Source organism: Microcoleus sp. B13-B6, from assembly GCF_036705405.1.
In the GTDB taxonomy this organism is placed as follows: domain Bacteria; phylum Cyanobacteriota; class Cyanobacteriia; order Cyanobacteriales; family Microcoleaceae; genus Microcoleus.
In genome coordinates, this window is sequence record NZ_JAUBUJ010000048.1 from 21,201 (window position 1) to 28,241 (window position 7,041).

The window sequence follows — 7,041 nt, forward strand, 5'->3', positions numbered from 1 at the left end:
TCGGGTTTGATCGGCTATGGAGGATTTACAAATCTCGATGTGTAAATTCCTTAGCATCTTTCCCTACATAACTCGCGGCAACATGGCTATCTCCAACAACTCGATACTTATAGGTAATCAACCCCTCTAAACCGACAGGCCCGCGAGGTGGCATTTGCTGCGTGCTAATCCCCACTTCTGCACCGAAACCGTAGCGGAAACCGTCGGCAAATCTAGTCGAACAATTGTGATAAACTCCGGCCGCATCGACTCCATTTAAAAATGTTTCGGCGGCTTCGCTATCTTCGGTAACAATGACATCTGTGTGTCTGGAACCGTAAGTATTGATGTGATTAATTGCCTCTTCCCCAGAATCTACTATTTTGATTGACAAAATTAAATCGCTGTATTCTGTAGACCAATCCGCTTCATTTGCTTCGGCAATATTTTCGAGGATGGCGCGAGTTTTTCCGTCTCCCCGCAATTCAACTTTTTTCTGCTGCAAAGCTTCGGCAACGGCGGGCAGGAATTTGGGGGCGATCGCACTATGAACTAACAAAGTTTCAATGGCATTGCAGGCGGCTGGATACTGAGTTTTTGCATCGACAGAAATCTCTACTGCTTTCTGAATATCCGCCGCTTTGTCTGCGTACAAATGACAAATGCCGTCGGCGTGTCCCAACACGGGAATTCTGGTATTTTCCTGCACGAACCGCACGAAGGAATTAGAACCTCTGGGAATAATCAAATCTACATATTCATCCATTTTCAGCAGTTCGATTGTTTCTTCCCGCGTGGTTAGCAACTGCACGACTTCTGGATTAACCGCTGTTTCTGCTAATGCTTGATGGATCACTTTGGTCAAGATTTCGCAGGAACCAACAGCTTCTTTGCCGCCTTTAAGAATGACGCCATTTCCCGATTTGATTGCCAAGGATACTATCTGAATTAAAGCTTCTGGGCGCGCTTCAAAAATAATGCCTAAAACGCCCAAAGGACAGGTGACGCGCTTCAGAATTAATCCTGTATCCAATTCACGGTGAATTTGCACGACACCGATCGGCTCAGGGAGTTTCGCAACGTCGCGCACGCCTGCGATCGCACTTTTCAACTTGCTGTCATCCAACTTTAGGCGATCGTACAGCGGTTTCGCAATTCCATCCGCGCTTGCCGCCTTGCAGTCAGCCGAATTCGCTGCCAAAATATCCGGCGCAGCAGCTTCTAAAGCTTTCGCAATAGCCTCAATAGCTTGATTTTTGGCATCTGCGGACAAAACTGCCAATTTTCTAGCAGATACGCGGGTTTTTTGGGCAATTTCAATAATAGACATGGCAGTAAATTTTAAATAGTTTGGGGTTTTGGGTTTTGAGTTTTGAATTGAATCCCCAGAAATAAATTTCTGGGCGGTTTTCAGTTTTAACAATTCTCAAGGAAATTCTATATTTTTGTTGAGTCCCCTTACAGTAATCGGCATTAACAGGTTAAAACAGTGAAGTATAGATAAAATCCCACGAGCATTTCCATTTGTCAATAACCTTTGGAGATTATTATGTCATCTCATGCCCCTTTACGCAAGGCAGGGCGATCGCCCAAAGCCGGCGTTAAACTGATACAGAGATGCGGGTTATACCTTCGGTTCTGATTTGAAATTGCCAGACACAACGGGAATGATTTATCTGCGCTATGCTTCTGGTTTTGGATCAATTGGTAATTTTCTGTTTGGCATGAAACGGGTTAAAAGTTTGATGGGAATGGATGTTAGCGCTTTGGGTTGGTTCCGCCGGGGTGTTGCACCTTGGATGGATTTGATTCAGCTTGAAAGTGATAGCGGTACGACGGTTAATAGTTATCACCGCTTCTGGTCTTTTGTGATGGGTATAGGTGCGATCGCGATCGGGAGCATCTCACCTTTGCAGCCCTCCGCTAGAAATTGGAGTTTTGAGGCAGGAGGCAGGAGGCAGGAGGCAGAAGGAAAGAGGAAGAAGGAAGGAGCCAGAAGAAGGAAGGAGCCAGAAGAAGGAAGGAGCCAGAAGAAGTATTTTTACAAATATGAGATGCTCCCTCGCGATCGGTATTGCATTTCTATTCGTGTCATTTCCTGCTTAATATTTGATTGAGTTATTTTAAAAAGGTAAAAGTGTCTTCTTTTAAATACCCGACTTTTTGAAGAAGTCGGGTATCTGGATATTGTGTTGGTTTCGGTGGGTTTACTTAAGATTTAAAAACCCGGTTTCCGAGAGTCAGAGTTACTTCAGGACTCATTCTCATTCAACACTTTAATTTCCTATACAACTGGTTATTAACCCACCGTTTTATCGGTATTGGAAGGGGGGGTAATTTTTTTGATAACTCTAGCAGGTATTCCAGCGACAATAGTATAAGGCGGTACATCCTTATTAACAAGAGAACAAGCAGCTACCACTGAATGTTCTCCAATTATACAAGGGCCAATAACAGTAACATTACTAGCCAGCCAAGCTCCCTCCTTAATGATTACGTCTTTTCCAACACCTGGAACCGTTATCTGTCTTTCACGTCCGAATTTATTATAATCATGTGTTCCTGTTAACACTACAACATGAAATCCAAAAAATACATATTCTCCTATTTGGATAGTGCCAGAAATTGTGTTAAAAGTAGCATTGTTTACCACAGCGGTTTCAGCAATTTGCAAGCGTTCTTCATTTCCGTAAAGCAAGTATTTATAGAGAAAGTCTGTCTCCATGTATCTTGTGATAGCAAAATTTACTATACTTGCAAAGAATATATCGTAAATCTTAGTGACAATAACTTTAATGTTTTTTTTCATCACTGTCGAAACTCCTTTTTTGCTATTAAATAAGGTTTAGAATTTCCCACAATTGCCAATCTTATGTTGATGATACACAGATGGTATTTGACCAAGACGTGCCGTGGATTTGAGATTTGGGATGCAAGGATTAGGATTTGTGAAATCTAAAATCGTAATTCTTTATTGATTCAGACTTTCCGATGGCGAATCGATCGACTGGCGTGGTCATCTTTGCGCCCGATAATCTCTTGTTTAATCTTACCTCTTTGATCCATCGGCGCAACTTCCATCGGACAAACCCAGTTGCAGTAGTAACAACGGGTACATCCCCAAACGCCTTCCGTGCCTGGGTTTTATTTTTTCAGCCGATTTTGTGGATCGCAACGTCGCGCACGCCTGCGATCGCACTTTTCAACTTGCTCTCATCCAACTTGAGGCGATCGTACAGCGGTTTCGCTATTCCATCCGCGCTTGCCGCCTTGCAGTCAGCCGAATTCGCTGCCAAAATATCCGGCGCAGCAGCTTCTAAAGCTTTCGCAATAGCCTCAATAGCTTGATTTTTGGCACCTGCGGACAAAACTGCCAATTTTCTAGCAGATACGCGCGTTTTTTGGGCAATTTCAATAATAGACATGGCAGTAAATTTTAAATAGTTTTGGGTTTTGGGTTTTGAGTTTTGAATTGAATCCCCAGAAATAAATTTCGGGGCGGTTTTCAGTTTTAACAATTCTCAAGGAAATTCTATATTTTTGTTGAGACCCCTTACAGTAATCGGCATTAACAGGTTAAAACAGTGAAGTATAGATAAAATCCCACGAGCATTTCCATTTGTCAATAACCTTTGGAGATTATTATGTCATCTCATGCCCCTTTACGCAAGGCAGGGCGATCGCGCAAAGCCGGCGTTAAACTGATACAGAAAACTGGCGGAAATCTTGTTTTAGCTTCCGGCGTCACCATTACCATGCTATTTGGTATGGTGTTAGCGCTATCTTTAGCCTCTGTTTTGATTCTCAACAGCCCCGATCCAGTCGCCGGATTGGCGATCGCACTTCCCATAACTCTAATTTTCAACATCGCTGCTTTTTTCCTATCGCCTTACTTGATGGACTTAACCCAAAATTGGCTATACCATACTCGCTGGGTTTCCCTAGCAGAAATAGAAAGCCTAAGTCCCGAAACAGCTAAAGTTATTCAGAAGGTTTGCAAGCAGAAAAAACTCTCTTATCCGCGTTTAGGAATTATCGACGACCAAAACCCTACTGCTTTTACTTACGGTTCATTTCCCAACAGCGCTCGCTTAGTCGTCAGTCAAGGTCTTTTCACCTATTTAGACGACGAGGAAATTGCGACTGTTTACGCCCACGAACTCGGTCACATCGTCCACTGGGACTTTGCAGTAATGACCTTAGCTTCGACTTTGGTGCAGATTACTTATTTAATTTACACTACAGCTCAAAGGATGGGTCGAAGTGGTGGCAGCAAAGCTAAAGATGCGGCCGGTACGGTAGCTGCTGTTGCTTATTTGTTTTACATCGCTGGCACTTATTTATTGCTGTATTTGTCGCGGACGCGAGAATATTTTGCCGACCATTTTGCTGCCGAAACTACTGGCAACCCCAATGCTTTGTCTCGCGCTTTGGTAAAAATTGCTTACGGTATTTTGGAAGAAGGACAAGGAGCAACAGAACCCAGCAGCTTATTAGAAGGAACTCGCGCTTTAGGCATTTACGATGCCAAAGCTGCCACATCTACTGGGACTGCTTACCGGATTTCTTCGGAACCAGAAAAGATTGGGCGAGTGTTTTTGTGGGATATGTTTAATCCGTGGGGTTGGTGGATGGAGTTGAACTCGACTCACCCGCTGACTGGTAAACGAGTTCGCGCTTTGAGCACTTATGCCGAACAATTAGGCTTGGATATTGAGTTTGATATGGGCCGAATTGTCGGCGAAGGCAACGATTTGAGCAAGCGGAAATTGTACGGCAATTTTGTGTTCGATGTACTGCTGTACAGTGCAGAAACTTTGGGGTTAGCGGTGGGTTTTGCGATCGGCATTGCGCTGTATGCTGTAAACCCGATGATGATGATTTCTTGTCCTTTAATCGGTTTGGGCGTGGGAATTTTGCTCAAGACTTTGGTGATGTTCCCCAATTACGAACAAGCAGAACACTTAGATGTTTTAACCTTAATGTCTGACCCTTACGCAAGTCCTTTGCGGGGTCAACCGGCGCAACTGCAAGGCGAATTAATTGGTCGCGGCGATGCGGGTTATGCGTTTGGTTCTGATTTGAAATTGCAAGATAGAACGGGAATGATTTATCTGCGATATGCTTCTCGTTTTGGCCCAATTGGTAATTTTCTGTTTGGCATGAAACGGGTTAAAAGTTTGATTGGGATGGATGTTAGCGCATTGGGTTGGTTCCGCCGGGGTGTTGCACCTTGGATGGATTTGATTCAGCTTGAAAGCGATAGCGGTACGACGGTTAAGAGTTATCACCGCTTCTGGTCTTTTGTCATGGGTATCGGTGCGATCGCGATCGGTATTGCGGCGCTATTTGTTTCATTTCCTGCTTAATAGTTGACAGGTGAAACCTTTTAAGTTAAATAAAATTAAGCTCGAAAATTCGAGCTTAATTTTTGGGTGATATCATGTCCGATCGATTGACCATAATATCCCAGCAGGGCGGGTTTTTGAGATGGTCAATTATTGGCAGATATTGGCAGGTTTACCCGCCCCTACCTGATTTAGGTTAATCGACCGGACATGATATTACATACGGTTTTATCTAATCTCATACCGCTCTAACTTATCTTTTTTTTATCAAAATAGTGAGTTAACTAACCGCTTTCGACGTGTTAGTGAAGCGGCGCGGTAGCGCTCTTGTCGCACAGAAATAAAAAAGGAAGAAGTAAAGAAGGAGATAGGTAATCTTATAGTATGAAGGAAGTAATTCAGTTATGAGCAAACATGACAGTCAAAATTGCTACAATTAGTTTGTTGTTGATAGTATTAAGTTTAGCTGTCAGCAGCCCCAGCAAAAAACTTAGGGGTAACTTAACAAAGTTGACGGCCCAAACGGAAAACAGAGAGAAAAAAAACACCGTGCAAGATATTCTCGATGACAGCGCAAAATTAGAAAAACTAGCTGGCGACTTCCAATTTATAGAAGGCCCGATTTGGCATCCAGACGGCTTTTTGCTGTTCAGCGATATTCCCGCCAATATTATCTATAAATTTGGCTCAAATCAGCAAGTTGAGGTATTTCGCCGCCCTTCGGGAAAAGCCAACGGGAATACTTTAGACAAAGAAAACCGCTTACTTACTGCCGAACACGAAAATCGCCGCGTATCCCGCACGGAAAAGGACGGCAAAGTTATCACATTGGCGGATAGATACGAGGGCAAGCGGCTCAACAGCCCGAACGATTTGGTGGTTAAATCCGACGGCAGCATTTATTTTACCGATCCGTCCTACGGTGTTAGTAAAGACCAGGAAGAATTGGGTTTTTACGGTGTTTATAGGCTGGCACTAGACGGAAAATTAACTCTGCTGGTTAAGGATTTGGTGCTGCCGAACGGCATCGCTTTTTCACCAGACGAGCAAAAACTTTATGTCAACAATTCGGAATCGGGATACATTGCCGTTTTCGATGTAAAACCAGACGGAACTGTTACAAATGAGCAGCTTTTTGCGGAGTTAAAAGATGCCAGTCAAAGCGGAGTACCCGACGGTTTAAAAGTTGATGTAGAGGGGAATGTTTACAGCACCGGGCCGGGGGGAGTGTGGATTTTTTCGCCGGATGGCAAGCTTTTGGGGAAGATTTCTGTGCCTGAGACGGCGACTAATTTGGCTTGGGGAGAAAGCGATCGCAAAACGCTTTATATTACGGGAAGTACAAGTCTGTATCGGATTCGCCTTAAAATTGCGGGTGTGCGGGCTGGAAAATAATCTAAAATCGGGCGAAGTTGAAAATAAAGCGGTTTGTCGTGAGGACTTTATTCCTTACGGCAAACACTTTTTATTAGGGGTAATTGACCGGGCATGATACAGCATATTCCATGTATATGTGGTACACACAAGAAGAGAGACGCGAGTAAGGTGCGTCGCAAACCGTCAATCTGCAATCTTTATCAAATATCAAGGAGCGACGCACCCTACCGATTAACACCACATAATATAGCTGCTACTGTTTCCATGTATATGTGGTACACACAAGAAGAGAGACGCGAGTAAGGTGCGTCGCAAACCGTCAATCTGCAATCTTTAT

The 7,041-nt window shown here is 43.8% G+C and carries 5 protein-coding genes and 2 pseudogenes; 3 read left to right on the top strand and 4 right to left on the bottom strand.

What is annotated here, in order from left to right; genetic code table 11:
- Positions 1 to 25 precede the first annotated feature (25 nt).
- Positions 26 to 1,309, bottom strand: a complete 1,284-nt coding sequence (locus QUB35_RS20960) for a glutamate-5-semialdehyde dehydrogenase (RefSeq protein WP_333143681.1) — start codon at positions 1,307 to 1,309, stop codon at positions 26 to 28.
- 313 nt (positions 1,310 to 1,622) lie between these two features.
- Here QUB35_RS20960 and QUB35_RS20965 point away from each other — a divergent pair, with 313 nt between their 5' ends.
- Complete coding sequence (locus QUB35_RS20965) at positions 1,623 to 2,096, top strand: hypothetical protein (RefSeq protein WP_333143682.1); 474 nt, start codon at positions 1,623 to 1,625, stop codon at positions 2,094 to 2,096.
- 182 nt (positions 2,097 to 2,278) lie between these two features.
- Here QUB35_RS20965 and QUB35_RS20970 read toward each other — a convergent pair whose 3' ends face one another.
- The 3 genes and pseudogenes from QUB35_RS20970 to QUB35_RS20980 all read right to left on the bottom strand — a co-directional run.
- A complete protein-coding gene (locus tag QUB35_RS20970; RefSeq protein WP_333143683.1) occupies positions 2,279 to 2,788 on the bottom strand; it encodes an acyltransferase in 510 nt (169 codons plus the stop codon).
- Between the two features lie 173 nt (positions 2,789 to 2,961).
- Positions 2,962 to 3,123: pseudogene (locus tag QUB35_RS20975) on the bottom strand (succinate dehydrogenase/fumarate reductase iron-sulfur subunit); the annotation flags it as partial.
- 29 nt (positions 3,124 to 3,152) lie between these two features.
- Positions 3,153 to 3,404, bottom strand: a pseudogene (locus QUB35_RS20980) (glutamate-5-semialdehyde dehydrogenase); the annotation flags it as partial.
- Positions 3,405 to 3,623: 219 nt separating this feature from the next.
- Here QUB35_RS20980 and QUB35_RS20985 point away from each other — a divergent pair.
- Complete coding sequence (locus QUB35_RS20985) at positions 3,624 to 5,348, top strand: zinc metalloprotease HtpX (RefSeq protein WP_333143684.1); 1,725 nt, start codon at positions 3,624 to 3,626, stop codon at positions 5,346 to 5,348.
- Between the two features lie 393 nt (positions 5,349 to 5,741).
- Positions 5,742 to 6,722 (top strand): SMP-30/gluconolactonase/LRE family protein, encoded by a 981-nt coding sequence (locus QUB35_RS20990; protein ID WP_333143685.1) that lies wholly within the window; start codon positions 5,742 to 5,744, stop codon positions 6,720 to 6,722.
- The last annotated feature ends 319 nt before the right edge of the window (positions 6,723 to 7,041 follow it).